Genomic DNA, 25261 nt, shown 5'->3' on the forward strand with positions numbered 1-25261 from the left:
GACTACCAGACGTAGGCGAGGACTTCCCCACCTACGCCCTTCTTGCCTGCCTGCTGACCGGTGAGCAGACCGTGCGACGTGGAGATGATCGCCACGCCCAGGCCGCCGAGCACCTTCGGCAGGTTGGTGGACTTCGCGTACACACGCAGACCGGGCTTCGAGATCCGCTTGATGCCCGCGATGGAGCGCTCACGGTTCGGCCCGAACTTCAGCTCGAGGACGAGGTTCTTGCCGACCTCGGCGTCCTCGACCTTCCAGCCAGTGATGAAGCCCTCCTGCTGGAGGATCTCCGCGATGTGCGACTTGATCTTGCTGTGCGGCATCACGACGGTGTCGTGGTACGCCGAGTTTGCGTTACGCAGACGAGTGAGCATGTCTGCGATCGGGTCAGTCATGGTCATGAATCGGCCTTCGGCCTCTCTCGCCGCGGTTTCCTGTATGCGCCATCCCTCTCCCCACTCAGTGGCGGGACGGGTGCGGTGCGGGGACCTACGGCGTAGTAAGTCGTTATGGGCGGCGGACGCCCAACCCCACAAGCCTACGGCATGTGAGGGAGGGCATCCGCCGACCAGATACTTACCGAGAGCGTCCGGAAATTCCCAAGTCCCTGAGGACAGAGGGGAATTACCAGGAGCTCTTGGTCACGCCCGGCAGCTCGCCACGGTGAGCCATCTCACGGAGGCACACGCGGCACAGGCCGAACTTGCGGTACACGGAGTGGGGGCGACCGCAACGCTGGCAGCGGGTGTACGCACGCACACCGAACTTGGGCTTGCGGGCAGCCTTCGCGATGAGAGCCTTCTTCGCCATCTCGCTTACGCCTCCTTGAAGGGGAAGCCGAGGTGACGAAGGAGCGCGCGGCCCTCGTCGTCGTTGGTCGCCGTGGTGACCACGGTGATGTCCATACCCCGGGTACGGTCGATCTTGTCCTGGTCGATCTCGTGGAACATGACCTGCTCGGTGAGACCGAAGGTGTAGTTGCCACGGCCGTCGAACTGCTTCGGCGACAGACCACGGAAGTCACGGATACGCGGCAGCGCGAGCGACAGCGTACGGTCCAGGAACTCCCACATGCGGTCACCACGGAGGGTGACGTGGCAGCCGATCGGCTGACCCTCACGCAGCTTGAACTGCGCGATGGACTTGCGGGCCTTGGTGACGGCCGGCTTCTGGCCGGTGATCGTGGTGAGGTCGCGAACCGCGCCATCCATCAGCTTGGAGTCGCGGGCGGCGTCGCCCACACCCATGTTGACCACGATCTTCACGAGGCCGGGAACCTGCATGACGTTCTCGTACGAGAACTCCTCACGCAGCTTGCCCGCGATCTCCTCGCGGTACTTCGTCTTGAGACGCGGAGTGGTGGTGGTAGCCATCAGATGTCCTCACCCGTCCGCTTGGCAACGCGGATCTTGTTGCCCTCGTCGTCGAAGCGGAAACCGACGCGGGTAACGACCTTGTTGCCGTCCTTCTCCACGACGAGCTGAACGTTGCTCACGTGGATCGGGGCCTCGGTCGTCACAATGCCACCGGTCTGCGAACCGCGAGCGGTCTGGCCGGCCTTGGTGTGCTTCTTGACCCGGTTGACACCCTCGACCAGGACGCGGTCCTCGCGGGGGAAGGCCGCGATGACCTTGCCCTGCTTGCCCTTGTCCTTACCGGTGATGACCTGAACCAGGTCGCCCTTCTTGATCTTCATGCTTACAGCACCTCCGGCGCGAGCGAGATGATCTTCATGAACTTCTTCTCGCGCAGCTCCCGGCCCACCGGGCCGAAGATGCGGGTGCCGCGGGGGTCGCCATCGTTCTTGAGGATGACGGCCGCGTTCTCGTCGAAGCGGATGTACGAGCCGTCCTGACGACGACGCTCCTTGACGGTGCGCACGACGACAGCCTTGACGACGTCGCCCTTCTTCACGTTGCCACCGGGGATCGCGTCCTTGACGGTGGCGACGATGACGTCACCGATACCCGCGTAGCGGCGACCGGAGCCACCGAGCACACGGATGCAAAGGATTTCCTTCGCACCAGTGTTGTCGGCGACGCGCAGTCGCGACTCCTGCTGGATCACGTCTATCTCCTGATCGTCTGCCGGTTCCCGGCGGGGACCACGGTCCTCTTACGAGGTGCGGCCCCCACCGAGCCTGGCGGAACCACTCTGAGGGAAACCCCCCAGAGAATTACTTACTTGGCCTTCTCGAGGATCTCGACGATGCGCCAGCGCTTGCTCGCCGACAGCGGACGCGTCTCCATGATGAGGACGCGGTCGCCGACACCGGCAGCGTTCTGCTCGTCGTGCGCCTTGAGCTTGTTCGTACGGCGGATGACCTTGCCGTACAGCGCGTGCTTCACACGGTCCTCGACAGCGACGACGACGGTCTTGTCCATCTTGTCGCTGACGACCAGACCCTCACGGGTCTTGCGGAAACCGCGCTGCTCAGTCGTCTCAGTCACATTCTTCTCGCTCATCAGACGCTCTCCACCGTCTCGATGCCCAGCTCGCGCTCGCGCATCAGGGTGTAGATCCGGGCGATGTCCTTACGGACGGACTTGAGCCGACCGTGGTTCTCGAGCTGGCCCGTCGCCGCCTGGAAGCGGAGGTTGAACAGCTCTTCCTTGGCTTCGCGGAGCTTGCCGAGAAGCTCCTCGTCACCCAGCTCGCGCAGTTCGGACGCCTTGGTTCCGGCCGACATCACGCCTCACCTGCCTCGCGCCGGACGATGCGGCACTTCATCGGGAGCTTGTGAGCAGCTCGGGTGAGCGCCTCACGAGCAATCTTCTCGTTCGGGTAGGACAGCTCGAACATCACCCGGCCCGGGTGAACGTTCGCGACCCACCACTCCGGAGAACCCTTACCGGAACCCATGCGGGTCTCGGCAGGCTTCTTCGTCAGCGGGCGGTCCGGGTAGATGTTGATCCAGACCTTGCCGCCACGCTTGATGTGGCGGGTCATCGCGATACGAGCCGCCTCGATCTGGCGGTTGGTCACGTACGCCGGCGTGAGGGCCTGAATGCCGTACTCGCCGAACGCAACCGTCGTACCACCCTTGGCCATACCGCGGCGCTTGGGGTGGTGCTGCTTGCGGTGCTTGACCCTACGGGGGATCAGCATTTCGGTCAGGCCTCCGTTCCGGTGCTCTCAGCCGGAGCGGCGGCGGCGGGAGCCTCGGCCTTGGGGGCCTCGGCAGCCGGCGCAGCCTGCTGCGGCTTGCGGCCGCGACCGCCACGCTCGCCGCCACGGCCACCGCGGCCACCGGCCGGACGGTCGTTGGCGCCACCACGGGCCGGGCGGTTACCCGCACGGGCCGCTGCGTTCTCGGCGCGAACCTCGGCGATGTTCTTGACGTCGCCCTTGTAGATCCAGACCTTCACGCCGATGCGGCCGAAGGTCGTCTTGGCCTCGAAGAAGCCGTAGTCGATGTTCGCGCGCAGGGTGTGCAGCGGCACACGGCCTTCGCGGTAGAACTCCGAGCGGGACATCTCGGCGCCGCCGAGACGGCCGCCGCACTGGATCTTGATGCCCTTGGCGCCGGCCTTCATGGTGCCCTGCATGCTCTTGCGCATGGCACGGCGGAAGGAGACGCGGGAGGAGAGCTGCTCGGCAACGGCCTGAGCAACCAGCTGAGCGTCCATCTCGGGGTTCTTGACCTCGAGGATGTTCAGCTGGACCTGCTTGCCCGTGAGCTTCTCGAGGTCACCGCGGATGCGGTCGGCCTCGGCGCCACGGCGGCCGATGACGATGCCGGGACGCGCGGTGTGGATGTCCACCCGCACGCGGTCACGGGTGCGCTCGATCTCAACCTTCGAGATGCCGGCGCGCTCCATGCCGGACGTCATCATCCGACGGATGGCGACGTCTTCCTTGACGTAGTCCTTGTACAGCTTGTCGGCGTACCAGCGGGACTTGAAGTCCGTGGTGATACCGAGCCGGAACCCATGCGGGTTAACCTTCTGGCCCATTACCGGGTTCCTTCCTTGCTGCTGACGACCACGGTGATGTGGCTGGTCCGCTTACGGATCCGGTAGGCACGGCCCTGAGCACGCGGACGGAACCGCTTCAGGGTCGGACCCTCGTCCACAAACGCCTCGCTGATGAACAGCGAAGAGGCGTCCGTGTGGTCGTAGTTGTGCGCGGCGTTGGCAATGGCGCTGTCAAGCACCTTGCCGACCGGCACGCTCGCGGCCTGCGGGGCGAAACGCAGGACCGCCTGAGCCTCCGTGGCATCCATGCCACGGATAAGGTCCACCACTCGGCGGGCCTTCATGGGCGTAACGCGGATGTACCGCGCCTGGGCCCTGGCTTCCATGGTTGTCCTTCCAGTGTCTGTCATGGTCATTCCACCCCGCGTTAGCGGCGCTTCGACTTCCGGTCGTCCTTGACGTGGCCGCGGAAGGTGCGAGTCGGCGAGAACTCACCGAGCTTGTGGCCGACCATCGACTCGGAGACAAACACCGGGACGTGGGTCTTGCCGTTGTGCACCGCGATCGTGTGGCCGAGCATGGCCGGGATGATCATCGAGCGACGGGACCAGGTCTTGATGACGTTCTTGGTACCAGCTTCGTTCTGAGCGTCCACCTTCTTGATGAGGTGTCCGTCGACGAAGGGTCCCTTCTTGAGACTGCGCGGCATCTAAACCCGCTCCTAGCGCTTCTTGTTCGTCTTGCGGCGGCGGACGATGTACTTGCTCGATGCCTTCTTCGGCGAGCGAGTACGACCCTCCTTCTGACCCCACGGGGAGACCGGGTGGCGACCACCACTGGTCTTGCCCTCACCACCACCGTGCGGGTGGTCAACCGGGTTCATCGCGACACCGCGGACGGTCGGGCGGACGCCCTTCCAGCGCATGCGGCCGGCCTTGCCCCAGTTGATGTTCGACTGCTCGGCGTTGCCGACCTCGCCGATGGTGGCGCGGCAGCGGGCGTCGACCAGGCGAATTTCGCCGGACGGCATACGAAGGTGGGCCATCGTGCCCTCCTTCGCCAGCAGCTGCACCGAAGCACCCGCGGAGCGGGCGAACTTCGCACCGCCGCCGGGACGCAGCTCGATGGCGTGGATGGTCGTACCGACCGGGATGTTGCGCAGCGCCAGGTTGTTGCCCGGCTTGATGTCGGCCCCGGGGCCGTTCTCAACGCGGTCACCCTGGCTCAGGCCACGGGGCGCGATGATGTAGCGCTTCTCGCCGTCTGCGTAGTGCAGGAGCGCGATGCGCGCGGTGCGGTTCGGGTCGTACTCGATGTGAGCGACCTTGGCCGGCACGCCGTCCTTGTCGTGACGACGGAAGTCGATCACGCGGTAGGCGCGCTTGTGGCCACCGCCCTGGTGTCGGACGGTCACACGACCGGTGTTGTTACGGCCGCCCTTGCTGTGCAGGGGGCGGACCAGCGACTTCTCCGGCGTGGACCGCGTGATCTCGACGAAGTCGGCGACGCTGGAGCCACGACGGCCCGGAGTCGTCGGCTTGTACTTGCGGATACCCATTTCTCAGTCCTCGTCCGATATTCGGACCAGGGCGCTCCGTTAGGAGGCCTGGCCGAAGATGTCGATACGGTCGCCCTCAGCAAGGGTCACGATGGCGCGCTTGGTGTCGGCACGCTTGCCGAAACCGGTCTTCGTGCGCTTGCGCTTGCCCTGGCGGTTGATCGTGTTGACCCCGGTGACCTTGACCGAGAAGACCGCTTCCACGGCCTGCTTGATCTGGGTCTTGTTGGAGCCCGGCTTGACGATGAACGTGTACTTGTTCTCGTCAAGGAGCGCGTAGCTCTTCTCGGACACAACCGGCTTGACGAGAATGTCGCGCGGGTCCGTGAAGGTCTTGCTGGTGATCTCGGCCATCAGGCTTCGCTCCCCTCGTTGTCATCGGCCTTGGGGCCAGACACGAAGGACTCGAGAGCGGCCTGGGTGAAGACCACGTCGTCGGAGACGAGCACGTCGTACGTGTTGAGCTGGCCCGGCTCCAGGATGTGGACCTGGGGCAGGTTGCGGGCGGACAGCCACGCGGCCTCGTCGGCGCGGTCGACGACCAGGAGCAGGTTCTTGCGCTCCGAGATCTTGCCGAACAGCGTCTTGGCGGCCTTGGTGGAAGCCGTTCCCTCGACCACGCCGGTGACGACGTGGATGCGGGAGTGGCGCGCCCGGTCGGAGAGGGCACCGCGCAGAGCGGCGACCTTCATCTTCTTCGGGGTGCGCTGCGAGTAGTCACGCGGCACGGGGCCGTGGACGACGCCACCGCCGGCGAACTGCGGCGCACGGGTCGAACCCTGGCGCGCGCGGCCGGTGCCCTTCTGGCGGTAGGGCTTCTTGCCACCACCGCGGACTTCGCCACGGGTCTTGGTCTTGTGCGTGCCCTGGCGGGCAGCGGCCAGCTGAGCGACGACGACCTGGTGGATCAGCGGAACGCTGGTCTTCGCGTCGAAGATCTCCGCGGGGAGCTCGACGGTCCCGGCCTTGTCGCCTGCCGGCGAAAGGATGTCAATGGTGCTCATCGTTACCTCAGGCCCCCTTGGCCGCGGTACGGACCAGGACGAGGCCGCCGTTCGGACCGGGGACCGCGCCCTTGATGAGCAGCAGACCCTTCTCCGCGTCAACAGCGTGGACGGTCAGGTTCTGGGTGGTCACGCGCTCGTTGCCCATGCGGCCCGCCATGCGGAGGCCCTTGAACACACGGCCAGGGGTGGCGCAGCCACCGATGGAACCGGGCGAGCGGTGCTTGCGCTGGGTACCGTGACCGGCGCCCAGGCCCTTGAAGTTGTGACGCTTCATGACACCGGCGAAGCCCTTGCCCTTGCTCTTGCCCGTGACGTCGACCTTGACGCCGGACTCGAACACCTCGGCAGTGATCTCCTGGCCCAGCGTGTACTCGCTGGCGTCAGGGGTGCGGAGCTCCACCAGGTGGCGGCGCGGGGTCACGTCGGCCTTGGCGAAGTGACCCTTGAGGGGCTTGTTCACCTTGCGCGGGTCGATCTCGCCGAAGGCGATCTGGACCGACTCGTAGCCGTCGACGTCGTTGGTGCGAACCTGCGTCACGACGCACGGCCCGGCCTTGACGACGGTGACCGGGACGACGCGGTTGTTCTCGTCCCAGACCTGGGTCATGCCGAGCTTCTCGCCCAGGACGCCCTTGATGTTCTTGCTCATCTCGGCCCGTCCCTTCAGAGCTTGATCTCGATGTCGACGCCGGCCGGCAGGTCGAGACGCATCAGCGAGTCAACCGTCTTCGGCGTGGGGTCGAGGATGTCGATGAGGCGCTTGTGCGTGCGCATCTCGAAGTGCTCGCGAGAGTCCTTGTACTTGTGCGGCGACTTGATGACGCAGTACACGTTCTTCTCAGTGGGCAGCGGCACCGGGCCCGCGACCGACGCACCAGTGCGGGTCACCGTCTCGACGATCTTCTTCGCCGAGGAGTCGATGACCTCGTGGTCGTAGGCCTTGAGCCGGATGCGGATCTTCTGTCCCGCCATGGCTACCTAGTAGTCCTTTGTCTCGTAACGCTCTGGAACCCGGGGGTTCTACTGACTCCCACCTCCGACCCACGCGGTCGGGCGTGTCGCACTCCCTCTACGCAGAAATCCCATACGGGATTTCCCAACCAAGGGGATGCGGGCCACAGGACCTCGCAGACGGGGGCAGAACACCCACCGGACGCCTGGCCGGAGCCCCGCTGACACTTCCCGGAAGATTCCCGTACGTCCGCCCCTGATCAGGGGCGACGAGTACTGTGGGACTCGCTTCCGGTCCTCCCGGCGGGAGGCGCGCAGCATCGGCACTCAACCGAGCAACCCCGACAGTCTGCCATACGGGGCCATTGCCTGGCCAATCGCAGCCGGGAAGCGTACCCCACGTCACATGCGCTCACGCATTCGGCTCGCGGCCGGTCGACGCTCGGTCCCATTCCCACCCTGTCGACGGTGGCGCCCCCGGACCACATCGGGCGGGCCTCCCCATTCCCTGGTCTCCGACCCGAGCAGAGACGGTCCCGAGGGACTTTCCATCGGCATCGGGATACGCCTGATGAGAGCCGGAGACCCCGCTCCGCCAGGGTGACGTTCCGGTCGCCGGCGGCGCGGCCTGCGCGAGGCCGTCCTCCGCCTCCCCGCCCACCGTTCCCCGCCCCCGCCGCGAAGCCTCAACCCCTCTGCTGTGACCGCCTGTTGCGAACCGTCACCGCAGCAGCGCCCTCACCTCCGCCGAAGGGACGCGCACCGACACCCGGCTCCCGGGATTCAGCTTGAGCGCCACATCGGGCGGCAGGGACGCCACCAGTTCGGCACAGGTGACGGCCTGCAGCTGCGGTGCCGAGCTCGGAGCATGCTTCGGGTCGGTCAGGACCGGGACGAACCGCCCTTCGGCATCGGCGTAGAGGGCCACACCGGGTTCGTCCGTGGGCACCAGGAAAACCGTGGCTCCGGCCAGGCGCTGCACAATGTGCGCTTCGGGCCCGTGTCCTGTCGCCGCAAGCTGGATCGCCGCTTCGATCGCGTCCGTCGGAACGGGAAGCCCCATGGCCATGGGCGAAGGCCTGTAATTGGGGTTGCGGTTGAACGCCCCGGGCTCACCGCGCTGGTCGACCGGCCACGCACCAATAACCCCGTACGGCGGAACCGACCCCCGCGGGTCGTAGGCCGGATCGATCGAATAGAGCCAGCTACCGGGCGCGCTTTTCGCCTGGGCCCTCAATTCGTCGGTCAGAACAGGTTCCGAGTCGTTCGCCTTCCCGACATTCATCGAATCCAACCACTTCGAATAAGCGGCCTCCTGCTCGGCCACTGAAACAACGTTTTCGCCATCGACGTCGTCGAAGATATCGACGGTGTCTTCGGGTGACGTCGTAGTTCCGGCGTGCAGTCGATAGGCCCGGGTGCTCCCGCTGGAACCGAGCATCCCGCTCTGCCTGACATCCGGCCTCGCACCATTGACCAGGAGCCGCCAGCCCAGCGGCTCAAGCCGGGAACGCACCCCCGCCAAGGCACCGAACAAGTCCGGTGCCGCAGCTGCCACGCCGCCCCAGGGGCCATCGGCTCGCACGCGGTACGGGTCCCTGCTGTGCTCATCGAGCCACCAGGACAGACTGCACCGCACCTGCGCGCCGTCTCGTACAGCAGCAACGTCTTCGCGGCTGCCCATCATCGTCTCGCTCATAACGTCCATCCTGGTGGCAGCAGGCCACTCGGTTGCAGCCGGGGTTCGGCCGGAGGCGCTGGTGGCCGATAATTGGGGTTCGGCGTGAACTTCCCCCATGCGCCATCGGGTGTCCGCTCCCAAACCCCCTTGATATTTTCCGTACGGACACCACCAGGGAAGGCGATCTCGCTCTCCTTGGCATGGATATTGTGCGGAATTGAGGAATTCACATCGATGCCGCCCGGAGCGTCGATCTCATATCTGAACTCGCCAGCCCACGACAGCTCGGGGTTACGAGTCGTTCCCACATACGCCGAATGCGTATTGTTTTGGACATAGTCTCGCAAATGAGTGTTGGAGGGGTCCCAGGGCTGGAAACCCTCTTGGAAAATGGTATCGGGGGACCGTTTGTCGAAGCGCCACAGCGGCTCGTCCGACGTCCGCCAGACAGCGTCCCCCGGGATCTTCGAGACATCGACGGAGGGGTCAGCCGCCGCCGCGAGCCGATCGGGCTCCCCCGATGGATCCGCCGCGTGGTGTTCCCGGAGGCCCCCGTCGGCCGAATCGGCGCCGACGTCCCTCGTTGCCCTCGCCCGTGCAACGTCCTCCAGGCCGCCTTCGACGCCTTCCCTCAAGCCGATCCTCGCGCCGGTCCGCAGGGCTCCCGCCGCCAACGCCTCCGGCTCGACGGCGTTGGGAAGCAGCCGGGCCCCGAATTCGGCGGGGTCCCGCTTGAAGTCGGCCCACATGTTCTTGGCCGCCCGCTCCGGGTGGGCGGTCATGGAGACGAGCCCGGTCAGGGTGGTGGCGACGCTCTTCTCGTACTCGGCCGGGTGCAGGAGGTTGTAGGGGTCCTGGGGGTTGAGGCTGCGGGCGAAGTTCAGGATGTCGGCGGTGCCCTTCACGACGCCCACGGCGACGTGGTCGAGCTCGATCTGGCCGCCCAGCATGACGTCCTGGTAGTCGCGGCCCAGACGGGAGAGCGGCGGTGGTTCGGCCGGGGCCGAGGCGAGGGCTGCCTGGACCATGCCACGCGCCGCGCTCGCGGCGTCGTTGCGCTGGCGGCGGGCCTCGGCGAGCGTCTCCTGGGCGCGCTGCTGCTTGCCGAGCCCCGGGTCGAAGAAGGGACCCGGGCGCGGCCCCGGGTCCTGATGCCCGCGGATCTTGTCGTTGTAGGCGTCGACCTGCTTGTTGTACGCGTCCTGGGCCTGCCGGGACTCCGTCTGGCCCTCCCGGTAGAGCTCGATGGCCTCCTGCGCCTTGCTCTGTGCCCACTCAACGGTCCCGGCGTAGTGGGAGAGCGCACTGGACGCGTCGTGACAGGCGAACGAGGCCTCGCCCCACTTGGCCGGGTGCAGGGCGAACCGGGCTCGAAAAGCGTCGGCCGCCTCGCCCTTCCAGCTCCCGGAGTCCAGCCGCCGCATGCCCTGCCCGACCTTGCCGAACGCCGTGGAGAAGTCGGCGAGGTGCGCGGCGTTGGCCCGGATCGTCTTCGGATTTCCGTGGACGAGATCGTTGAACAGCTCGCTCTGCCCGAGCTGCTTCTCGTCCACGTGCGCGCCGAGATCCGCCGCGACAGCATCACCGAAGTCGTCCACCTGCTCGGCCAGATGGTGGGCGCCGACCCGGTCCAGAAGGCCACTGACAGCATGCGCACCCTCGTCGACGGCACCCCCCACCGCCTTCTTACCGGCGTCGATGCCCTCCTCGACCTTGCCCAGGCCCTTGTTCAGCAGGTTCTTCCCGCCGTCGACCCAACCCCCGAGGTCCACCATCAGCTGTGACTTCCACCGTTCGTACGTTGCTGCTGCGCGCGTTCTTGCGGCGACGGGCCGAATTCCTTCTCGCGCCACTGGTCCACGGCCTCGTCCTGGCCGGAGACCGACAGGGTGAGACCGAGCGGGTTGAGCTTGCTGTCGCTGAAGTCGCGGCCGGCGTCCTTCGCGCTCTGCTTGATCTCCGCGTCGGCCTTCTGGAAGGACTCCGCGCTGAAATCGGCGTGCGCGTACATGTTGTTGGACGCCAGGTCGCCCCACGACATGCCGGTGACCTGGTCCTCGGTGGCATGCGGGTTACCCATCGCCGAGTTCGCCAGGACCTTGAACCCACCCTGGACGTACTGGTCCTCCTCGTACACGACCCCGGCCGACAGCCCCGCCTTCAGAGCGAAGTCGTTGCCCTCCTGCACCAGCGCCCGTACACCCCACTCCCACCGCTCACAGAACGACTTGAACGTCTCCGTCAGCCCGTCGTCACCCAGCTCGAGCCCGGTCATCGCCATCGAGTCGAACCCGCGCCCCATCCCGGCCTCCCCGATGAGCCCGAGCTCCTTCAGCTCGCCGAGCGCACCGTTGATCCCCTCCGTGATCAGCCGCATCGCCTCAGGCGGCACCCGGAGATCCTGATCGCCCCCGCCACTCATGCCCCGCACTCCCCCTCAGTCACGTACGCCGTCGACAGCAACCGCGTCCGGCACGATCCCGGCGACCGGCGGGAACACCACACCGTCCGGACTGCCCGCATCCAGCGCGACGCCGGCCGGCACACCTAGCGCCGGCACGAACACGTCCAACAACCGCGCCCCCAACACGCGTTGGTAGAGCCACTCCCGGCTTCCCTCACCACGCACGATCGCGAACCGGGCCAACGCCGCCTCGTTCGAGAAGGCACAGATCCACCGGATCCCACCCCACTCGGCCGTCCACCACCCGCCCCCGGCCTCCGGCACCAGCACAGCGGTACGCCGAAACTCACCCAGCGACGCCGCGAACCCATGCCGCCTCTGCTGTCCCACAAGCCCACCGGACATCTCCACGCCCGGCAGAATCACATGGGCTTGTCATACTTCGCAAAGCGAATCGGGAGCATGTCAGGGCATGTTGGCCGATGGCGGGGCGGGAGCAGGCCGAGGCGCTCACACCCACCCTCTACGTACGGGGCGTTTCCCCTTGACCCCGGGCCATGGCTCCCAGGGGGCTTTTCAGCAGCGCGGCCCGAGGCGCAGCATCCACCGCATCGCACCCCCCACGACCCGGTGAACCACGACCCGGTGGACCGGGACGCGGGTGGCCGGGACGTGGTGAGGTGCGACATCAAAGGCTTTGAAGACCGAAGGGGTGACACCTTTCCAATCCCCTCCAGCCTCCCTCACCCGGATGGGTGACATCACCCAACTCGGCTGGATTTGCTGCCAGTTCGCTGGCATATGCTCGCCGCGGCGGCCCCGGGTGCGGACACCGGCGCGGGGGCGGCGACCACCCCATACACAAGTCGGCCCCCGGCCGGGACTGGCATCCCGATCGAGGGCCTGACCACGAAGGAAGCAACACCTTCCCCATGGCTGCTCAGCACCTTAGCGCGACCTCGCGCACCTCGTCCCCCGTTCTCGGTGGCGCCCCCCGGTCCGGTGTCGTCCACGCCAACACCCGGCACACCAGCCGGTACACGGTCATCGGCAACCACCTCGCCCAGCACCGGGAACTCTCCCTGCTGGCGATCGGCCTCGCCGTCCACATCCAGTCGCTCCCCGCCGGAACCCGCATCGGCATCAAGGCCCTCGCGGAACGCTTCCCCGAGAGCGAGGCCCGCATCGCCGCCGCGCTGCGGGAGTTGGAGGCGCACGGCTACCTGAGTCGCAGCCGGGAGCGGCTGCCCAGCGGCCGGGTCGTCACGCGCACCGTGTCCTGCAACCAGCCCGGCGCGAGCCACCCCACTCCCCCAACGGCCCACCGCAGAAAGCCCGTTCCCCCTTCGACGCCCCCACCCGAACCACCCCGTGCACAACCCGCGGCCGAGCCGGAGCCCGGGCCCGACGCGGTCCCGCACCCCGCGGCCGCGGAGCTCCTCGCGGGGCTGCGCCGCCACGACCCCCGGCTGCTGCTCGCCGAGCGGGACGTACGCCGTCTCGCCCCGGCCGTCGCCGCCTGGCTGGACCGGGGGGCCGACCCCGACTCCGTACGCCGCACCCTGAGTGCGAACCTCCCCGAATCCCTGCGCCACCCGGCATCCCTGCTCGCCCACCGCCTCGCCGTGCTGCTGCCCCCGCCCCTGCCTCCGGCCCCGGCCCGCCCGGACCCCCTCCAGACCTGCGAGACGTGCGACCGAGCCTTCCGCGCCCCCGAACCCGGCCACTGCCCCGCCTGCCGCCACCCACACACGGAGCCCGCCCAGCATGAACGTGACGGCCCCTGCCCCTGAGCAGAGACCACAAGGAGCGCGCGCCATGAGCATCGCCCCGGGCAACGCCCAGCGGGACTCGAAGCACCTCTACCGGACGATGCAGGACTGCCCCCTGCTCGGCATCCCCGTCTACGCCGTCTTCGACCCCCGCACGGGGAGCGGCGCCGTCCTGTCCGAGATCCACTCCACGCCGGACGGGACCCGCTCCGCGTGACCTCCCCAGCCGCCGCCACCCCCTGCGCACCCCCTGGATACCATCGCCCCTGACCCCCCAGGCATCCGGCGGACGGAACGTACGTGTACGACGTAAGCGGTCGCGCGCAGCGCGGTGGCGCAGGCAGGTTCAGTCGGCGGGCGGTGCTCGGCGGGGCGGCTGCCGTCGGGCTCGCTGTCGGGGTGACGGGGTGCTCGGTGCCCGAGAGCGGGCGGGCCTCGCGAAGCCGTGCGGACGCGCCGCTCGACCCGGCCCCAAGCCCCCTGCTCCTCCAGATCCTCGCCCACCCCGACGACGACCTGTACTTCATGAACCCGGACACCCAGCACACCCTGGACTCCGGGGTGCCGCTGGTCAGCGTGTACGTCACCGGCGGGGAGGCCAACGGGGACAACCGGGTGGTCAGTGACACCTCGCCGCCCGTCTACGACAAGGCCGCCTACTCCTCCGCCCGCCACCAGGGCCTGCGGCAGGCGTACGCCACCATCCTCGGGCTGGACAAGTACACGCCCTGGGAGAAGTCCGTGGCCGAGCTGCGCGGCGGGCACCGCGCCGAGGTCAACCGGCTCCAACACGGGGGCCGCAGCGTGGAGTTGGTGTTCCTCAACACCGCCATGCACACCCCGCTCGGGGGCCGGATGGGGCTGCCCAGCCTGTGGGAGGACCGGAGCCTCCAGCTGCCCGTCGTCATCGCCGAAGGGTCACCCCTCACCCAGGCCAAGGCCTACACCTACGACGACATGGTCGACGTGCTCGCCGGAATCCTCGCCGACTACGCGCCCACCCTCGTCCAGACCCTCGACCCCGACCCGGACATCCAGCACAGCTCGCCGGCCGACCGCTCGCACGACTCCGAGCAGCCCGGCTACTCCGACCACGCCGACCACACCGCCGCCGCCTCCTTCGCCTGGGCCGCGATGATCCGGCACGCCGAGCAGGGCAACGCCTTCCTCGCCACCGCCTACCGCGGCTACTACAACCGGCACTGGCCCAAGAACCTCCCCCCGAAGGTGCTCGCGGATAAGGCCGCGCACCTCGTGCCGTACGGCGGGGACAAGCGGTGGGACTGCGGGAACCCCGGGGGCTGCGGCGACTACAACGTGGGCGGGACGCGGCCGCTCACCAACTGGAAGGGGTGGGTGCGCTCCACCCACTACCGCCACCCCGGCACCCGGCTGCTCGTCTCCGACGACGGCTCGCAGGCCTACGGCGTGCTCGGGCTGCGGGCGGTGCGGTGGAGCAGGAACCCCGACGACAGCTGGGGCGCGCCGCAGGACCTCGGCGGCTCGCCGCTCGCCCCCGTGCTCGGCGGGACGACCCTGGCCGACGGGCGTCAGCTGCTGTTCGGGCTGCGGTTCTCCTCGCTCCAGGGGCGCTCCGGCGCCAACACCCGGGAGGTCGTCCTCCTCGAACAGGCCGCCCGCGACGGGAAGTTCGGCGCCTGGAAGGGGCTCGGGAACCCCGAGCGGGGCGACGACCGGGGGCGGCGGATCGGCCCGCCGCTGGCCGTGGCAGCGCCGGACGGGCGCGTCCACCTCTTCGTGCGCAACGCGGACCGCGGCATCAGCTCCCGCATCCGCGAGGCCGACGGCGCCTGGTCGCCGTGGCGCGATCTCGGCGGGGAGTCGGTGCAGGAGGGGCTGAGCGCCGTCGTGGACCGGGGCGGGCGCGTGCACGTCTTCGCCGCGGGCGCCGACACCGTGCACCACTGGACCCAGACCGCGCCCGGCAGGCCGCTCGCCCCCGCCGCCTCCCGGCTGCCGCTCGCCGTCGACGCGGTGGCCCCGGTCCCGCTGGGCGACGGCGTACAGCTGCTCTACCGCACGTCCACCGACCCGAAGAAGGCCCTGCGGGACCCCGGCTCCCCCGCGTCGCCGCGCCTCACCTCCGTACGCCCGGACGGCAGTGCCGCGCCCGCGGTCACGCTCGACGGGTACGGGCCGGTCGGCGCCAGCGGCGGGTACGTGCTGGGCACGGACGAGAAGGGGCTCGTCCAACTGGCGGGCGCGGGGCGGGTGGTGAAGCGGTCGGGGGGCGTCGTGCCCGTCGGCCCGCCCACGCTGTACGTCCGCGACGGGCGGGCGCTCGCCGTGGGGCTCGGGGTGGACGCCCGGCCCTGGTCCTGGCGCCCCTGACCTCCCCCGAGTTCCTGTCGGCCCCGACCTCGCCGGAGCCCTCCGTCGGCCCCGACCTCCCCGGAGACGGCGAAGAGCCCCGCACCTCGAAAGGTGCGGGGCTCTTCTGACAGCTCAGCGAGCTACCAGGTCAATCGTCAGGTACTTACTTGACGATCTTGACGACCTGGCCGGCGCCCACGGTCCGGCCACCCTCACGGATGGCGAACTTCAGGCCCTCCTCCATGGCGACCGGCTGGATCAGCGCGACCGTCATGGCGGTGTTGTCGCCCGGCATGACCATCTCGGTGCCCTCGGGGAGGGTAACGACACCGGTCACGTCAGTCGTACGGAAGTAGAACTGCGGGCGGTAGTTGTTGAAGAACGGCGTGTGACGGCCACCCTCGTCCTTGGACAGGATGTACGCCTGGGCCTCGAACTCGGTGTGCGGGGTGACCGAACCGGGCTTGATGATGACCTGGCCGCGCTCGACGTCCTCGCGCTTGATGCCACGGAGGAGCAGACCGACGTTCTCACCGGCCTGGCCCTCGTCGAGCAGCTTGCGGAACATCTCGATGCCGGTGACCGTGGTGGTGGTCTTCTCGGTCTTGATACCGACGATGTCGACGGTCTCGTTGACCTTCAGGACACCACGCTCGATACGACCGGTGACGACGGTGCCACGACCGGTGATCGTGAAGACGTCCTCGATCGGCATCAGGAACGGCTTGTCGACGTCACGCTCGGGCTGCGGGATCGCCTCGTCGACGGCGGCCATCAGGTTCAGGACCGACTGGCCCCACTCCTTGTCGCCCTCGAGCGCCTTGAGCGCCGAGACCTTGACGACCGGCAGGTCGTCGCCCGGGAACTCGTACTCGGAGAGGAGCTCACGGACCTCGAGCTCGACGAGCTCCAGGATCTCCTCGTCGTCCACCATGTCGGCCTTGTTCAGGGCGACGACGATGTACGGAACGCCGACCTGGCGGGCCAGGAGCACGTGCTCCTTGGTCTGCGGCATCGGGCCGTCGGTGGCGGCAACCACGAGGATCGCGCCGTCCATCTGCGCGGCACCCGTGATCATGTTCTTGATGTAGTCCGCGTGACCGGGGCAGTCGACGTGGGCGTAGTGACGCGACTCGGTCTGGTACTCGACGTGCGCGATCGAGATCGTGATACCGCGCTGGCGCTCCTCAGGAGCCTTGTCGATCTGGTCGAAGGCCGAGGCCTCGTTCAGGTCCGGGTACGCGTCGTGCAGCACCTTGGTAATGGCGGCCGTGAGGGTCGTCTTACCGTGGTCAATGTGACCGATGGTGCCGATGTTGACGTGCGGCTTAGTCCGCTCGAACTTCGCCTTCGCCACTGAGTCCTCCTGTGGAGTGGTTCTGTACGCCTTGCTTCATCGGCGCCAGGTGATCTTTGCTGGGATGCCGGGGCCCGGGGCATTCACCGCAAACCTGATGGTTTACGCCGAATGCCCCAGTGGCTCCGGTGACAAGCCTAAAGCGTGAACTCGGGAGAGTTACTCGCCCTTGGCCTTCGCGATGATCTCCTCGGCGACGTTCCGCGGAACCTCGGCGTAGGAGTCGAACTGCATCGAGTAGCTTGCGCGACCCGAGGTCTTGCTGCGGAGGTCGCCGACGTAGCCGAACATCTCCGAGAGGGGCACGAGGCCCTTCACGACGCGGGCGCCGCTGCGCTCCTCCATGGCCTGGATCTGGCCACGGCGGGAGTTGATGTCACCGATGACTTCACCCATGTAGTCCTCGGGCGTGACGACCTCGACGGCCATCATCGGCTCAAGGAGCACGGGAGAAGCCTTGCGCGCGGCCTCCTTGAAGGCCTGCGAACCGGCGATCTTGAACGCGAGCTCGGAGGAGTCGACCTCGTGGTAGCCACCGTCGAGAAGAATGACGCGGACGCCGGTCATCTCGTAGCCGGCCAGGATGCCGAACTGCATGGCCTCCTGCGCACCCGCGTCCACCGACGGGATGTACTCCCGGGGGATGCGGCCACCGGTGACCTTGTTCACGAACTCGTACGACGCCTCGCCGCCCTCGATGGGCTCGATCGCGATCTGCACCTTGGCGAACTGACCGGTACCACCGGTCTGCTTCTTGTGGGTGTAGTCCACGCGCTCGACGGTCTTGCGGATCGTCTCGCGGTACGCGACCTGCGGCTTGCCGACGTTCGCCTCGACCTTGAACTCGCGACGCATGCGGTCGACGAGGACGTCGAGGTGAAGCTCGCCCATACCACCGATGATGGTCTGGCCGGTCTCCTCGTCCGAGTGCACCTGGAAGGAGGGGTCCTCCTCCGCGAGACGCTGGATGGCGACACCCAGCTTCTCCTGGTCACCCTTGGACTTGGGCTCGATGGCGACCTGGATCACCGGGGCCGGGAAGTCCATGGACTCCAGGATCACCGGGGACTTGTCATCGCACAGCGTCTCACCGGTGGTGGTCTGCTTCAGGCCCATGACGGCGACGATGTCGCCGGCGCCCACCGACTCGATCTCCTCACGCTTGTTCGCGTGCATGCGGTAGATCTTGCCGATGCGCTCCTTCTTGCCCTTGACGGAGTTCAGCACCGAGGTGCCGGCCTCCAGGCGACCGGAGTAGATCCGGATGAAGGTGAGCTTGCCCAGGTGCGGGTCGCTCGCGATCTTGAACGCCAGCGCCGAGAGGGGCTCCTCGTCGGACGGCTTGCGCTTGACCACGACCTCCGGGTCCTTGACGTCGTGGCCCTCGATGGCCTCGACGTCCAGGGGGGAAGGCAGGTAGCGGACGACGGCGTCGAGCAGGGGCTGGACGCCCTTGTTCTTGAACGCCGTGCCACAGAACACGGGGGTGACGGTGGTGTCGCCGCCCTTGCCGGACGCGATGGTGATACGACGCACCGCGGCGTACAGCTGCTCCTCGGTGGGCTCGACGCCCTCGAGGAAGAGCTCCATGATCTCTTCGTCGTTCTCGGCGACGGTCTCGACCAGCTTGCCGCGCCACTCTTCAGCGGCCTCGGTGTGCGTGGCCGGGATGTCGACGACGTCGTACATCTCGCCCTTGGTCGCTTCCGCGGACCACACGAGGGCCTTCATGCGGACCAGGTCCACAACGCCCTCGAAGTTGGCCTCGGAACCGATCGGCAGCTGCATCACGATCGGGGTCGCGCCGAGGCGGTCCACGATCATGTCCACGCAGCGGTGGAACTCAGCGCCGGTGCGGTCGAGCTTGTTGACGAAGCAGATACGCGGAACGCCGTAACGGTCGGCCTGACGCCAGACCGTCTCGGACTGCGGCTCCACACCGGCGACACCGTCGAACACGGTGACCGCACCGTCGAGGACGCGGAGCGAACGCTCCACCTCGACCGTGAAGTCCACGTGGCCCGGGGTGTCGATGATGTTGATGGTGTGGTCGACGTCCTCGAGCGGCCAGTGGCAGGTCGTCGCGGCGGACGTGATGGTGATGCCGCGCTCCTGCTCCTGCTCCATCCAGTCCATCGTGGCAGCGCCGTCGTGGACCTCACCGATCTTGTACGAGACACCGGTGTAGAACAGGATCCGCTCGGTGGTGGTCGTCTTGCCCGCGTCGATGTGGGCCATGATCCCGATGTTGCGGACCTTGGCCAGGTCAAGTGAAGTGGTAGCCATATCGGCTCAGTCTTCTCTCGGTCTCGATGGGGGTAGCGACTACCAGCGGTAGTGCGCGAAGGCCTTGTTGGACTCGGCCATCTTGTGGGTGTCCTCACGCTTCTTGACCGCAGCGCCGAGGCCGTTGGAGGCGTCGAGCAGCTCGTTCATGAGGCGTTCGGTCATGGTCTTCTCACGGCGGGCGCGGGAGTAGCCCACGAGCCAGCGCAGCGCGAGGGTCGACTGGCGGCCGGGCTTGACCTCAACCGGAACCTGGTAGGTCGCGCCACCGACACGGCGGGACTTGACCTCGAGGGACGGCTTGACGTTCTCCAGCGCGCGCTTCAGCGTGATGACCGGGTCGTTGCCGGTCTTCTCGCGGAGACCCTCCATGGCGCCGTAGACAATGCGCTCGGCGGTGGAGCGCTTGCCGTCCAGGAGGATCTTGTTGATCAGCGAGGTGACAAGAGGAGAGCTGTAGACCGGGTCGATGATGACCGGGCGCTTCGGGGCGGGGCCCTTACGAGGCATTCTTACTTCTCCTTCTTGGCGCCGTAGCGGCTGCGAGCCTGCTTACGGTTCTTGACGCCCTGCGTGTCGAGGGAACCGCGGATGATCTTGTAACGAACACCCGGCAGGTCCTTCACACGGCCACCGCGCACGAGCACGATGGAGTGCTCCTGCAGGTTGTGACCCTCACCCGGGATGTAGGCCGTGACCTCGATGCCGGAGGTCAGACGCACACGCGCGACCTTACGGAGGGCCGAGTTCGGCTTCTTCGGGGTGGTCGTGAACACACGCGTGCAGACGCCACGACGCTGGGGCGAACCCTCGAGCGCGGGCGTCTTGTTCTTCTCGACCTTGTCCTGCCGGCCCTTCCGGACCAGCTGCTGGATCGTAGGCACTACTTCTCCGGTTTCTGTGTGCCGTAGTAAAACTAACCTGGAACACGTCTCCGACCCACGCGGTCGGGTGTGTCGAATACTGCAGACCCCCGCCCGAGGGCAGGAGAAGCGCAGATTGCGGTGGCCGGTCTGGGAGCTCGCCCTGCGGACGTAGGCACGCAGCGGAGCCCAGGCACACCCCAGGCACAAGGTCTGAGCGTACCTACCTCATCGACTTGGGTCAAAACAAATGCCGTCCACCCTGACACGCCGGTGAACAGGCCCTCGGTCGGGCCGCCGGGATCACGGGCCCGCCGAGGGGGGACCGCTCAGCTGCTCGCCGAGACGTCACGCCGCCGCGGGCGGGCGCCCTCGGAGCGCGCCCCGCTCACCGCGATGATCATCTCGGTCATCTCGACGAACTGACGGCGGTGGCTGTCCGGGATGCCCAGGAGTTCCGCCGCCTCCGCCGGTGTGAGGCGCTCGCGGCCGTCGCCCTTGCCGCCCGGCCGACCGCCGTCCGGCAGCGGCAGGTCGTCGGCCATCACCCGGCCCGACTCGATCAGCATGTCCCGGAGCCCCACCCCGAGGACCCGCGCCAGGGCGCGCATCGTCTCCAGGTCGGGCAGGCTCTGCCGCTGCAGCAGCCGGGTCACCGCGGCCCGGTGCACGCCCGCGTCCTCCGCCAGACGGGACCTGCCGCCGCCCCGCGGGCTGTCGATGTCGTATCCGCGCTCGCGCATCAGGTCCTCGACCCAGCCCGCAAACCGCTCCATATCCGAGCTTTTCTCGCTCATAGCACGCTCCCTCCGCAACACCGCCGACCCTACCGTCCGTTCGCGCGCGCAATGACCAGCATGACGAGCGAGTCCGCAACTAGCCACCCCAACAGGCAAAATCCAGGTATTCCGCACGTGAAATGCGTTCCAGCGCAGCACGTCGTGTCCGATTCCGGCGACGCAGAGCGATCTTTGTTGCGCTCTCGCACGCAATATCGCTAGAGTTGATTGCGCAACCGCAACAAGGGTCACGGAGGCTCCGCAACCTCCGCGTGCCCGCGCCGCGCCCCGCATCTCCTTTTCTCCGCCCCTTCTTCTCAGAGGGATCCGCTTCCATGCCCGCACCAGCGCTCGTCCGCTCACCCCTGTCCCGGGGCGCCCACCCCGCCGTCCGGCGCTCCGAGGACTGGCGCACCCATGCCGCCTGCATCGGCCTGCCCGACCACGCCGTCTTCGCCCGGGAGCCCGAGGCGGCCCGGCCCGCCCTGCGCGCCTGCGGCATCTGCCCCGTACGCCGCTGCTGCCTGGAGGCCGTCGCCCCCCAGGACAACTGGTTCGACGGCGTGAGCGGCGGACGGCTGTGGAGCAACGGCCGCCAGGTCAGGGTTCCGGCCGACCTCGGCCCCGCCCGTCCCGGCGCGCCCGCCGGTCCCGCCCGCCCCCGTACGACGCCCGCCGGCTCCGGCGCACACCGCCCGGAGGAACCGCAGCCATGAACACAGGAGCAGCCGTCATGACCCACCGCCCCGACCCCGCCGCCGTCTGGCTGGGCATCCTGCGCCGGCAGTTCCCCGAGCTGCACCACGAGCTCGCCCCCAGCCGGGGCGCCCGCCCGCTCGGCGCCGGCCGCTCGGGCCGCCCCACCGCGCCCGCCGCGCCCGTACGGCTCTTCATATCCGACACCATCCGCGACATCACGGACGGTGTGGTGGAGCTGGAGGAGGCGGTCATCGAGAAGCTGCGCCTGCCGCGCCCGCCGCGCGGCACGGTCGAACAGCGCCTCGCCCGCCTGCTCGCCCTGCTCGGCGACCTCGCGGACCACCCGGTCCTCGCCGAGCACGTACGGGGTGAGGCCCGGCGGATGGCCCGCCGCTGCTCACTCGCGCTGGGCGACACCGAGAGCCCGGTCCGCGTCGGCGGCCGCTGCCCGCACTGCGACTCGGTGTCCCTGCGGGTCTTCCCGCACCGCGAGACGGTCCTCTGCGTCAACCCCGGCTGCCGCTGCACCGCGCCCGACTGCGCCTGCCACACCGACGGAGCCCACCGCCACGCCTGGGCCCGCGCCGAGTGGCAGCACCTCGCCGACGCGGCGGGCAGGGACGTCACCGAGCTGACGGACGCACAGGAGGCGGACGCGGCAGGGGAGTTGGAGGGGCCCGAGCTCGCGGAGGGCTCGACGGCGCCCGGTGCGGGCTCGGCGACGGTGCCGGGCGCACGGGGGTCGGGGACGCGGCCCGGTGCGTACTGCGGCGAGCGGTGCTGTGACGCGCACGCGGCGTCCAGGCCGAGGGCCGACGCGCACCGCGCGGAGCCGGGTTGTGACGCGCACGCGGCGGCCGGCCTCAAGGAGGCGCAGGCCCGATGAGTCCGAACCGTACGGCTCCCCGCACCACGCCCGGCACCGCCCTCATCACGACCGCGATGGCGGCCGAGGAGGCCGCGGTGGCGCCGGACACCATTCGCAAGTGGGTCCAGCTCGGGCACATCGCCCCGGCGGGGCGCCGCGGCCGCTCCCACCTCTTCCATCTGGCGGACGTCTTCGCCGCGGAGCGCGCGACCCGCCGCCCCCACGAACTCCGCGGCCCGCGCCCCTGAACCGCACCCCCTCGCCCCCTGTGCTCCGTACAGAGAAGTGCCCCGCAGCCGATGTCGGCCGCGGGGCACTTGTGTGTGGGGAGGCGGGGCGCAGGCCGGGCCGGGGCGGGCTAGCGCACCCTGGGGCGCGGGGCGCCGCGTCCGGCACCGCGCACGTCCCACGCGGGGACCTGGTAGACCTGCGCACCGGCCGGGGCATCGTCCCCCAGCGTGGCCATCGCCTCCTGCCACCCCGTGACGAACCCGTTGAGCTCCGCGTCCCCGATCGCGCGCTCCGCCACCTTGCCGACGACGGCGCTGAGCGCGCGGGCGACCTCGGGGGTGAAGGATCCGGCGCTGGCGGAATCGGCGGCCACTTCCACGGTCGCGATCACGACGTCCGAGACCCGCTCGTTGTAGACGCTCACCGGGCGACTCCCCCGCACCCCACGACCTGCTCGCTCATGCCACCCCCAGGTGCTCTTCGTCGGCTCATGCGCCCTTCCGTGCCACTCCCGGCCATCTGCCACCAGATGTCCCGGAGTGCGCTGCAACCACCAAGTTAACCCCTGCAACTGACACCGTGTTCCCTGAGGTCCACCCCGGAAGCCCTCGGCGGAGGGACCGCTCGCGCGTTGTCCGGCCGCTCCCGGAAGCCTTCGGTGACGGGACCGCTCGCGGGCCGCCCGGCCGGCTTGTGCGCCGATGCCGCAGGGGTGCGTGCGCGAACATCCCGGACGGCGCCGCGGCCACCCTCTCGGGGCGCCGGACCGGACCGTCTGATTGCGCGCCCGAAACCTCTTGTTGCGCGCTCGCACGATCTCGTTCACAATAGGTGCAGCGGCGGAGCTGTGCCCCTCACCGGGGCAACGGCGTCCGCCGCTTCGCGTTGAGCGCTCCGGCGGGGCAGGGCCGAACGGCAGCCCACTCTCCCGCCCTCCGCACTGCCCGCGCGGCCCGCACCGCCGGGCGCCCGACGCGGCTACGCGCATCACCGACCCCCCGGGGTCGCGACCGGCGCCCTGACTCACCGACTCACCGACTCACCGACTCACCGAAAGGAGGCCCGGTTGAACGAGGCCCTGCTGGCGTTCCCCGATGTGGAGCGCCTGATCGTCGACCACCTCAAGAACCGGCCGGAGCTGGCCGGGGTGGACGTCGACAACCGACCGCCGCCCGTCTTCGACGGTACGCAGAAGGCGGTGCTGGTCTCGCGGACCGGCGGCGCCTGGGTCGACGACCTCCATCTCGACCAGCCACTGGTCGAGTTGGAGGTGTACGGCCCGACCAAGACGGACGCGCACGCCGTGTCGCTCTCGGTTCGCGCGGCGCTCCTCCAGCTCCGCGGCACCACCTACGGCACCGCGGTCGTCACCGACGTCGTGGAGACCGAGGCGGTGCGCTGGCTGCCGGACTACAACCGGCCGGCCGGCAACCGCTACCTCACCACGGTGCGCTTCTCGCTCCGCCCGTCCTGACCCTCCCCCCGTCCCCACGCCATCGAGGCCCCGCCGCAATCGGCGGGGCCTTTCGCACACCCCGAACGAATTCCAAGGAGACCCACATGTCCGGAATGAACCCGAGCGAGATCCGCGTGGCCGGTACCGGCCGCATCTTCCTCGCCAAGACCGGCACCGACGCGCCCGTCGACACCACCGCCGAGTGGGGCCCGGCCTGGCACGACCTGGGCTTCACCAGCACCGACGGCGTGAAGTTCGGCCGCAAGGGCAAGACCGCCAACATCGACACGTGGCAGTCGCTGACCCCGGCCCGCACGATCTACACCGAGCGCGAGCTCACCCTGAAGTTCGGCATGCTCCAGCTCAACGAGGACACCCTGCCGTTCTTCTTCGGCGGTGGCGAGGTCGTGGAGACCGCCCCCAACTCGGGCCTCTACAAGTACGAGATCCACAGCGACCAGGGCGAGGACGAGCGCGCGCTCGGCGTCGAGTTCAGCGACGGCGCCGACGTGCGCTACCGCTTCGTGGTGCCGCGCGGCGTGGTCACCGTCTCCGACGACATCGACCTCAACCGCAAGGGCGCCGTGAAGCTGGGCGTCACCTTCACCGCGATGGCCGCGAAGCCGGACGCGCCGCTGGCGACGTGGCTGATGAAGGACAAGTCCTTCGCGACCAAGTAGCGCCCTGGGCCCGGGGGGTGGGGGGCCCCCCCCCACCCCCCCGCCACGGCCACGGCCACGCGGCCGCCTCACGCACGCGAGCGGGCCGCGGTTTCCGGCCCGCCCCCCTTGCGTGTCACGCCAGTCCGGCGCGCTCCAGGGCCTCGGTGCCCGCGCGCAGGGCGGTCAGGCGCTCCTCCAGCGTGAAGCCCGCAGGGGCCAGCGTCAGGGTGGTGACCCCCGCCGCCGCGTACGCCTTCATCCGGTCCGCGATGCGGTCCACCGAGCCGAGCAGCGTGGTCCGGTCGATCAGCTCGTGCGGCACGGCCGCCGCGGCGCCCTGCTTGTCGCCGGAGAGGTACTTGTCCTGGATCTCCTCGGCGGCCTGCTCGTAGCCCATGCGGCGGGCGAGCCGGTTGTAGAAGTTCTGCTTGCGGCT

The 25261-nt window shown here is 68.7% G+C and carries 34 protein-coding genes and 1 pseudogene; 8 read left to right on the forward strand and 27 right to left on the reverse strand.

The features are described 5' to 3' along the window. Positions 1 to 2: 2 nt before the first annotated feature. From rpsH to AC07F3_RS36340, 20 genes are all read right to left on the reverse strand, one after another. Positions 3 to 401 (reverse strand): 30S ribosomal protein S8, encoded by a 399-nt coding sequence (rpsH, locus tag AC07F3_RS36245; RefSeq protein WP_067163170.1) that lies wholly within the window; start codon positions 399 to 401, stop codon positions 3 to 5. Between the two features lie 223 nt (positions 402 to 624). Continuing rightward, complete coding sequence (locus AC07F3_RS36250) at positions 625 to 810, reverse strand: type Z 30S ribosomal protein S14 (RefSeq protein ID WP_003956452.1); 186 nt, start codon at positions 808 to 810, stop codon at positions 625 to 627. Positions 811 to 815: 5 nt separating this feature from the next. After that, positions 816 to 1373 carry a 50S ribosomal protein L5 gene (gene rplE / locus AC07F3_RS36255; RefSeq protein ID WP_053727613.1) on the reverse strand — a complete coding sequence of 186 codons (558 nt, stop codon included), beginning with the start codon at positions 1371 to 1373 and terminating at the stop codon, positions 816 to 818. Beyond that, positions 1373 to 1696: a 50S ribosomal protein L24 gene (gene rplX, locus AC07F3_RS36260; RefSeq protein WP_053727612.1), complete on the reverse strand. Its 324-nt coding sequence runs from the start codon at positions 1694 to 1696 to the stop codon at positions 1373 to 1375. The genes rplE and rplX overlap by 1 nt, the downstream gene beginning before the upstream one ends. A gap of 2 nt (positions 1697 to 1698) precedes the next feature. Continuing rightward, the gene (gene rplN / locus AC07F3_RS36265) at positions 1699 to 2067 is read right to left on the reverse strand and encodes a 50S ribosomal protein L14 (protein ID WP_053727611.1); all 369 of its coding nucleotides are present in this window, start codon (positions 2065 to 2067) and stop codon (positions 1699 to 1701) included. Between the two features lie 113 nt (positions 2068 to 2180). Continuing rightward, positions 2181 to 2465: a 30S ribosomal protein S17 gene (gene rpsQ, locus AC07F3_RS36270; protein ID WP_008739702.1), complete on the reverse strand. Its 285-nt coding sequence runs from the start codon at positions 2463 to 2465 to the stop codon at positions 2181 to 2183. Next, positions 2465 to 2689, reverse strand: coding sequence for a 50S ribosomal protein L29 (gene rpmC / locus AC07F3_RS36275; protein WP_114037275.1), 225 nt, complete (start codon positions 2687 to 2689; stop codon positions 2465 to 2467). The genes rpsQ and rpmC overlap by 1 nt, the downstream gene beginning before the upstream one ends. Next, a complete protein-coding gene (gene rplP / locus AC07F3_RS36280) occupies positions 2689 to 3108 on the reverse strand; it encodes a 50S ribosomal protein L16 (RefSeq protein WP_053727610.1) in 420 nt (139 codons plus the stop codon). The genes rpmC and rplP overlap by 1 nt, the downstream gene beginning before the upstream one ends. A gap of 5 nt (positions 3109 to 3113) precedes the next feature. Then, a complete protein-coding gene (rpsC, locus tag AC07F3_RS36285; protein ID WP_053727609.1) occupies positions 3114 to 3956 on the reverse strand; it encodes a 30S ribosomal protein S3 in 843 nt (280 codons plus the stop codon). Then, positions 3956 to 4303, reverse strand: a complete 348-nt coding sequence (gene rplV / locus AC07F3_RS36290) for a 50S ribosomal protein L22 (RefSeq protein ID WP_030359020.1) — start codon at positions 4301 to 4303, stop codon at positions 3956 to 3958. Before rplV ends, rpsC begins: the two co-directional genes overlap by 1 nt. A 41-nt stretch (positions 4304 to 4344) precedes the next feature. Beyond that, positions 4345 to 4626, reverse strand: coding sequence for a 30S ribosomal protein S19 (gene rpsS / locus AC07F3_RS36295; RefSeq protein ID WP_053727608.1), 282 nt, complete (start codon positions 4624 to 4626; stop codon positions 4345 to 4347). Between the two features lie 12 nt (positions 4627 to 4638). Then, complete coding sequence (gene rplB, locus AC07F3_RS36300; protein WP_114037186.1) at positions 4639 to 5475, reverse strand: 50S ribosomal protein L2; 837 nt, start codon at positions 5473 to 5475, stop codon at positions 4639 to 4641. Between the two features lie 39 nt (positions 5476 to 5514). Further along, positions 5515 to 5829, reverse strand: a complete 315-nt coding sequence (gene rplW, locus AC07F3_RS36305) for a 50S ribosomal protein L23 (RefSeq protein ID WP_053727606.1) — start codon at positions 5827 to 5829, stop codon at positions 5515 to 5517. Then, entirely contained in the window at positions 5829 to 6479 is a 651-nt protein-coding gene (gene rplD, locus AC07F3_RS36310; protein ID WP_114037187.1) for a 50S ribosomal protein L4, read from the reverse strand. Before rplD ends, rplW begins: the two co-directional genes overlap by 1 nt. A 7-nt stretch (positions 6480 to 6486) precedes the next feature. After that, the gene (rplC, locus tag AC07F3_RS36315; protein ID WP_114037188.1) at positions 6487 to 7131 is read right to left on the reverse strand and encodes a 50S ribosomal protein L3; all 645 of its coding nucleotides are present in this window, start codon (positions 7129 to 7131) and stop codon (positions 6487 to 6489) included. Between the two features lie 14 nt (positions 7132 to 7145). Beyond that, positions 7146 to 7454: a 30S ribosomal protein S10 gene (gene rpsJ / locus AC07F3_RS36320; RefSeq protein WP_003948644.1), complete on the reverse strand. Its 309-nt coding sequence runs from the start codon at positions 7452 to 7454 to the stop codon at positions 7146 to 7148. A 700-nt stretch (positions 7455 to 8154) separates the two neighbouring features. Further along, positions 8155 to 9132, reverse strand: coding sequence for a type VII secretion system-associated protein (locus AC07F3_RS36325; RefSeq protein WP_479118982.1), 978 nt, complete (start codon positions 9130 to 9132; stop codon positions 8155 to 8157). Beyond that, positions 9129 to 10889, reverse strand: a complete 1761-nt coding sequence (locus AC07F3_RS36330) for a putative T7SS-secreted protein (RefSeq protein WP_479118983.1) — start codon at positions 10887 to 10889, stop codon at positions 9129 to 9131. The genes AC07F3_RS36325 and AC07F3_RS36330 overlap by 4 nt, the downstream gene beginning before the upstream one ends. Next, positions 10889 to 11506: a hypothetical protein gene (locus AC07F3_RS36335; protein ID WP_479118985.1), complete on the reverse strand. Its 618-nt coding sequence runs from the start codon at positions 11504 to 11506 to the stop codon at positions 10889 to 10891. The genes AC07F3_RS36330 and AC07F3_RS36335 overlap by 1 nt, the downstream gene beginning before the upstream one ends. Positions 11507 to 11551: 45 nt before the next feature. Beyond that, positions 11552 to 11923 (reverse strand): SseB family protein, encoded by a 372-nt coding sequence (locus AC07F3_RS36340; protein WP_479119006.1) that lies wholly within the window; start codon positions 11921 to 11923, stop codon positions 11552 to 11554. Positions 11924 to 12450: 527 nt separating this feature from the next. Between AC07F3_RS36340 and AC07F3_RS36345 the strand changes: the two genes are divergently transcribed. From AC07F3_RS36345 to AC07F3_RS36355, 3 genes and pseudogenes are all read left to right on the forward strand, one after another. Beyond that, entirely contained in the window at positions 12451 to 13311 is an 861-nt protein-coding gene (locus AC07F3_RS36345) for a helix-turn-helix domain-containing protein (protein WP_479118986.1), read from the forward strand. Positions 13312 to 13390: 79 nt separating this feature from the next. Further along, positions 13391 to 13504 (forward strand): annotated as a pseudogene (locus tag AC07F3_RS36350) (Uma2 family endonuclease); the annotation flags it as partial. A gap of 200 nt (positions 13505 to 13704) precedes the next feature. After that, positions 13705 to 15642 carry a PIG-L family deacetylase gene (locus AC07F3_RS36355; protein WP_479118988.1) on the forward strand — a complete coding sequence of 646 codons (1938 nt, stop codon included), beginning with the start codon at positions 13705 to 13707 and terminating at the stop codon, positions 15640 to 15642. Positions 15643 to 15787: 145 nt separating this feature from the next. Here AC07F3_RS36355 and tuf read toward each other — a convergent pair whose 3' ends face one another. The 5 genes from tuf to AC07F3_RS36380 form a co-directional block, all read right to left on the reverse strand. Then, a complete protein-coding gene (gene tuf / locus AC07F3_RS36360; protein ID WP_053731194.1) occupies positions 15788 to 16981 on the reverse strand; it encodes an elongation factor Tu in 1194 nt (397 codons plus the stop codon). 159 nt (positions 16982 to 17140) lie between these two features. Further along, positions 17141 to 19267 carry an elongation factor G gene (fusA, locus tag AC07F3_RS36365; protein WP_189963081.1) on the reverse strand — a complete coding sequence of 709 codons (2127 nt, stop codon included), beginning with the start codon at positions 19265 to 19267 and terminating at the stop codon, positions 17141 to 17143. A gap of 39 nt (positions 19268 to 19306) precedes the next feature. Then, entirely contained in the window at positions 19307 to 19777 is a 471-nt protein-coding gene (rpsG, locus tag AC07F3_RS36370; RefSeq protein ID WP_053731192.1) for a 30S ribosomal protein S7, read from the reverse strand. 2 nt (positions 19778 to 19779) lie between these two features. Beyond that, positions 19780 to 20151: a 30S ribosomal protein S12 gene (gene rpsL / locus AC07F3_RS36375; RefSeq protein ID WP_003948652.1), complete on the reverse strand. Its 372-nt coding sequence runs from the start codon at positions 20149 to 20151 to the stop codon at positions 19780 to 19782. A gap of 308 nt (positions 20152 to 20459) precedes the next feature. Further along, entirely contained in the window at positions 20460 to 20927 is a 468-nt protein-coding gene (locus tag AC07F3_RS36380) for a helix-turn-helix domain-containing protein (RefSeq protein ID WP_479118990.1), read from the reverse strand. Positions 20928 to 21244: 317 nt separating this feature from the next. Here AC07F3_RS36380 and AC07F3_RS36385 point away from each other — a divergent pair, with 317 nt between their 5' ends. Genes AC07F3_RS36385 through AC07F3_RS36395 form a run of 3 tightly spaced genes read left to right on the forward strand, consistent with a single transcriptional unit; the run spans position 21245 to position 22724 of the window. After that, the gene (locus AC07F3_RS36385) at positions 21245 to 21625 is read left to right on the forward strand and encodes a WhiB family transcriptional regulator (RefSeq protein ID WP_479118991.1); all 381 of its coding nucleotides are present in this window, start codon (positions 21245 to 21247) and stop codon (positions 21623 to 21625) included. Next, on the forward strand, positions 21622 to 22494 hold the full coding sequence (locus tag AC07F3_RS36390; protein ID WP_479118993.1) for a hypothetical protein: 873 nt from the start codon (positions 21622 to 21624) through the stop codon (positions 22492 to 22494). The genes AC07F3_RS36385 and AC07F3_RS36390 overlap by 4 nt, the downstream gene beginning before the upstream one ends. Further along, the gene (locus tag AC07F3_RS36395) at positions 22491 to 22724 is read left to right on the forward strand and encodes a hypothetical protein (RefSeq protein ID WP_479118995.1); all 234 of its coding nucleotides are present in this window, start codon (positions 22491 to 22493) and stop codon (positions 22722 to 22724) included. The genes AC07F3_RS36390 and AC07F3_RS36395 overlap by 4 nt, the downstream gene beginning before the upstream one ends. 110 nt (positions 22725 to 22834) lie before the next feature. Here AC07F3_RS36395 and AC07F3_RS36400 read toward each other — a convergent pair whose 3' ends face one another. Continuing rightward, positions 22835 to 23131, reverse strand: coding sequence for a hypothetical protein (locus AC07F3_RS36400; protein WP_393134588.1), 297 nt, complete (start codon positions 23129 to 23131; stop codon positions 22835 to 22837). A gap of 642 nt (positions 23132 to 23773) precedes the next feature. Between AC07F3_RS36400 and AC07F3_RS36405 the strand changes: the two genes are divergently transcribed. After that, a complete protein-coding gene (locus AC07F3_RS36405) occupies positions 23774 to 24181 on the forward strand; it encodes a hypothetical protein (RefSeq protein ID WP_479118996.1) in 408 nt (135 codons plus the stop codon). 86 nt (positions 24182 to 24267) lie between these two features. Next, positions 24268 to 24843: a phage tail tube protein gene (locus AC07F3_RS36410; protein ID WP_479118997.1), complete on the forward strand. Its 576-nt coding sequence runs from the start codon at positions 24268 to 24270 to the stop codon at positions 24841 to 24843. A 115-nt stretch (positions 24844 to 24958) separates the two neighbouring features. On the opposite strand, the gene AC07F3_RS36415 is transcribed toward AC07F3_RS36410, so the two are convergent. Next, a partial coding sequence (locus AC07F3_RS36415) for an LLM class flavin-dependent oxidoreductase (protein WP_479118999.1) occupies positions 24959 to 25261 on the reverse strand: 303 nt, incomplete at its 5' end.

The sequence above is a fragment of the Streptomyces sp. NPDC045846 genome (genome assembly GCF_056431605.1).

Excerpts from the sequence above, each read along its gene's own strand:
- rplC (WP_114037188.1), bottom strand. The coding sequence starts at position 7,131 with ATGAGCAAGAACATCAAGGGCGTCCTGGGCGAGAAGCTCGGCATGACC.
- rpsC (WP_053727609.1), bottom strand. The coding sequence starts at position 3,956 with ATGGGCCAGAAGGTTAACCCGCATGGGTTCCGGCTCGGTATCACCACG.
- rplE (WP_053727613.1), bottom strand. The coding sequence starts at position 1,373 with ATGGCTACCACCACCACTCCGCGTCTCAAGACGAAGTACCGCGAGGAG.
- AC07F3_RS36410 (WP_479118997.1), top strand. The coding sequence starts at position 24,268 with ATGTCCGGAATGAACCCGAGCGAGATCCGCGTGGCCGGTACCGGCCGC.
- rplD (WP_114037187.1), bottom strand. The coding sequence starts at position 6,479 with ATGAGCACCATTGACATCCTTTCGCCGGCAGGCGACAAGGCCGGGACC.
- AC07F3_RS36250 (WP_003956452.1), bottom strand. The coding sequence starts at position 810 with ATGGCGAAGAAGGCTCTCATCGCGAAGGCTGCCCGCAAGCCCAAGTTC.
- rplB (WP_114037186.1), bottom strand. The coding sequence starts at position 5,475 with ATGGGTATCCGCAAGTACAAGCCGACGACTCCGGGCCGTCGTGGCTCC.
- AC07F3_RS36390 (WP_479118993.1), top strand. The coding sequence starts at position 21,622 with ATGAACACAGGAGCAGCCGTCATGACCCACCGCCCCGACCCCGCCGCC.
- rplV (WP_030359020.1), bottom strand. The coding sequence starts at position 4,303 with ATGGAAGCCAGGGCCCAGGCGCGGTACATCCGCGTTACGCCCATGAAG.
- AC07F3_RS36395 (WP_479118995.1), top strand. The coding sequence starts at position 22,491 with ATGAGTCCGAACCGTACGGCTCCCCGCACCACGCCCGGCACCGCCCTC.
- AC07F3_RS36325 (WP_479118982.1), bottom strand. The coding sequence starts at position 9,132 with ATGAGCGAGACGATGATGGGCAGCCGCGAAGACGTTGCTGCTGTACGA.
- rpsH (WP_067163170.1), bottom strand. The coding sequence starts at position 401 with ATGACCATGACTGACCCGATCGCAGACATGCTCACTCGTCTGCGTAAC.
- rpsJ (WP_003948644.1), bottom strand. The coding sequence starts at position 7,454 with ATGGCGGGACAGAAGATCCGCATCCGGCTCAAGGCCTACGACCACGAG.
- AC07F3_RS36385 (WP_479118991.1), top strand. The coding sequence starts at position 21,245 with ATGCCCGCACCAGCGCTCGTCCGCTCACCCCTGTCCCGGGGCGCCCAC.
- AC07F3_RS36330 (WP_479118983.1), bottom strand. The coding sequence starts at position 10,889 with ATGGTGGACCTCGGGGGTTGGGTCGACGGCGGGAAGAACCTGCTGAAC.
- rpsG (WP_053731192.1), bottom strand. The coding sequence starts at position 19,777 with ATGCCTCGTAAGGGCCCCGCCCCGAAGCGCCCGGTCATCATCGACCCG.
- rplW (WP_053727606.1), bottom strand. The coding sequence starts at position 5,829 with ATGGCCGAGATCACCAGCAAGACCTTCACGGACCCGCGCGACATTCTC.
- AC07F3_RS36345 (WP_479118986.1), top strand. The coding sequence starts at position 12,451 with ATGGCTGCTCAGCACCTTAGCGCGACCTCGCGCACCTCGTCCCCCGTT.
- rplX (WP_053727612.1), bottom strand. The coding sequence starts at position 1,696 with ATGAAGATCAAGAAGGGCGACCTGGTTCAGGTCATCACCGGTAAGGAC.
- rplP (WP_053727610.1), bottom strand. The coding sequence starts at position 3,108 with ATGCTGATCCCCCGTAGGGTCAAGCACCGCAAGCAGCACCACCCCAAG.
- AC07F3_RS36380 (WP_479118990.1), bottom strand. The coding sequence starts at position 20,927 with ATGAGCGAGAAAAGCTCGGATATGGAGCGGTTTGCGGGCTGGGTCGAG.
- AC07F3_RS36340 (WP_479119006.1), bottom strand. The coding sequence starts at position 11,923 with ATGTCCGGTGGGCTTGTGGGACAGCAGAGGCGGCATGGGTTCGCGGCG.
- rpmC (WP_114037275.1), bottom strand. The coding sequence starts at position 2,689 with ATGTCGGCCGGAACCAAGGCGTCCGAACTGCGCGAGCTGGGTGACGAG.
- rpsS (WP_053727608.1), bottom strand. The coding sequence starts at position 4,626 with ATGCCGCGCAGTCTCAAGAAGGGACCCTTCGTCGACGGACACCTCATC.
- fusA (WP_189963081.1), bottom strand. The coding sequence starts at position 19,267 with ATGGCTACCACTTCACTTGACCTGGCCAAGGTCCGCAACATCGGGATC.
- rpsQ (WP_008739702.1), bottom strand. The coding sequence starts at position 2,465 with ATGAGCGAGAAGAATGTGACTGAGACGACTGAGCAGCGCGGTTTCCGC.